This is a genomic window from Vibrio sp. OPT46 (assembly GCF_015163535.1).
Classification (GTDB): Bacteria; Pseudomonadota; Gammaproteobacteria; order Enterobacterales; family Vibrionaceae; genus Vibrio; species Vibrio alginolyticus.
Genome location: NZ_JADDYG010000302.1, coordinates 41,176 through 43,104, shown reverse-complemented (window position 1 = coordinate 43,104; position 1,929 = coordinate 41,176). Strand labels below are relative to the sequence as shown.

Annotated in this window: 4 protein-coding genes; all 4 read left to right on the top strand. The window is 44.4% G+C overall.

The genetic code is table 11. The annotated features are described in order from the left end of the window. The coding region (locus IQR33_RS14325) for a hypothetical protein (RefSeq protein WP_193843782.1) at window positions 1–513 on the top strand (513 nt) is incomplete at its 5' end. Between the two features lie 19 nt (window positions 514–532). Continuing rightward, entirely contained in the window at window positions 533–1,039 is a 507-nt protein-coding gene (locus IQR33_RS14320) for a hypothetical protein (protein ID WP_025558175.1), read from the top strand. 9 nt (window positions 1,040–1,048) lie between these two features. Then, window positions 1,049–1,309 (top strand): hypothetical protein, encoded by a 261-nt coding sequence (locus IQR33_RS14315; RefSeq protein ID WP_021454663.1) that lies wholly within the window; start codon window positions 1,049–1,051, stop codon window positions 1,307–1,309. Window positions 1,310–1,320: 11 nt separating this feature from the next. Further along, window positions 1,321–1,929: hypothetical protein (locus tag IQR33_RS14310; protein WP_193838072.1), on the top strand; the 609-nt coding region annotated here is incomplete at its 3' end.

Genomic DNA, 1,929 nt, shown 5'->3' with positions numbered 1-1,929 from the left:
GCAGGAGCGGCCAATACAACGTCGAATAGTGCAACGAGTTCGGCTGTCAATCAGACTCAAAAACAATTGTCGGCATCTGGCTTTAATCCAAGTTCAGGTAAGGCGTCTAGCGCTTCAAACGACATAATCTCAGGCTCCAATGCCAACGAGGTACAAACTACTGCGCAAGGCCAACACAACGTAACCGAGCGTTTTACTGGTAATCTTCAAAACGTAGTTGCAATGGGGCGAGGTCAGGCGACTCAAGCCACGGCAGGGCTTAACGATATCGCGGCGGCGTCAGCGCGTAAGGCCAACCAAGCTGCAATTGATGAAGCTAACGCCGTATCTATTCCGGCGGCGGTTGCTGGCGCTGGTGCCTCTTTACTTACTGGCACCGATACAGGCAAAGAGATGCTATCAAGCGCTGGACAGGGATTAAGTAATTACTTCAAACCAGATACTTACAAAAGTATGAAATCAGACGGTGGCTTTGCGCCAATGGGCGGCGCTAGTTCATACGGTTTAAGTTAAACGTTAGGAGAAAATAATCATGCCTCAAGAGGGTGAATTAGGTTATTACAATCCAAATACTGGCAGTTCAGCCGCGCCAGCCACAACCGCTCCAACCGCCAGTGTTAAAAGCGATAATCTTTCAAACATGATGGTTAACGCTTCTGGTAATCCTGAATACATATACGCGAATCTTACGAGAAAGCAGTACGAAGATTATCTAAAGCGCTTCCAGCAATATGAGAATCAACTTATCGATCTTGCTATGACCGATAAGTTGTTAAATAAGCAGTTAGATAGAAATAACGCAAATGCCACGAAGAACTTAGAACAAGCCAATATCAATGCTGCAAATGCAACTAGAAAGTATGGTTTAGGTGATCTTCGAACTGATCAGCAAAAACGAAACTTGGAAATGAATAACGCGCTTGCGCTAGCTTCAACTAATAACAACACTCGCCAAGCTATAAACGATTTACAAGTCGGATTGATGACGGGTGTTTCGTCAGGAAGCAGAAACTTAATTAACTCAGTTGGTGGAGTTTAGGGGGTTAATATGGGATACGGTCTAATTGATATTGGTCGAAATAACGCGAGAAGTTCGCTTGATACTTATAGAAATCTTTCTAACCAGGAGCAACAGCGCAAACAAGTGAACGAGCAGCTTAAACAGCAATACAAGCAAGGTATTGCGTCAGGTATCGGTACTGGTGCAACTCTAGGTGCAACAATTGGTAGTGTTGTACCTGTCGTTGGTACTGTTGCTGGTGGTGCAATTGGTGCCGTTCTTGGTGGTCTAGCTGCGTCGTTTTTTTAGAGGTTTTTTTCATGGCAAACGTTATTGGTAGTTTTAATGAAGGCGTTCGAGTTGGTGCAGGATTAATTGACCTACACAACCGCCAGCAAGATCGTGAGTTGTGGAGACAGGAGCACAACGAAGACCGAGAACGAAAGAAAATCTTGCAACAGCGAGAAGATATTCGTTGGCAGCAAGGGCTTGAAGATCGAGAACAACAAAAGTTACAGCGTAAAGATGATCTAGATTGGCAAGCCAAAAGCCGAAAACAACAAGAAAAGCAGTGGGCGCAAGCAGAGCTTACATTTAAGCAGCAACAGGAAGAATATAACCATAAGAAAACACTTATGGAACGCCAAGAAGGTTTTCAAACAATCTTCCTTCCAGCGATTGATAAGGCGATTGCCAGCGGCGATTTTTCCTTAATGGAGACGCCGGAGTTTGCAGATTATGTAGCTAAAAACCCTCAATTTGATGTGAACAACATTCTTGGTAGTGATGCTGGCAAGGCTTTAGGTGAGGCGGCGACTTTGTTCAACAAAATGGCACAAGGTGAAATGCCAGCAGAAAATGACCCAATGTTGATCAATGCAGTTGAAACATTGATGCCTGAAATCACCAAGGCAAAAGGTTTACCTACG

Excerpts from the sequence above, each read along its gene's own strand:
- IQR33_RS14320 (WP_025558175.1), top strand. The coding sequence starts at position 533 with ATGCCTCAAGAGGGTGAATTAGGTTATTACAATCCAAATACTGGCAGT.
- IQR33_RS14315 (WP_021454663.1), top strand. The coding sequence starts at position 1,049 with ATGGGATACGGTCTAATTGATATTGGTCGAAATAACGCGAGAAGTTCG.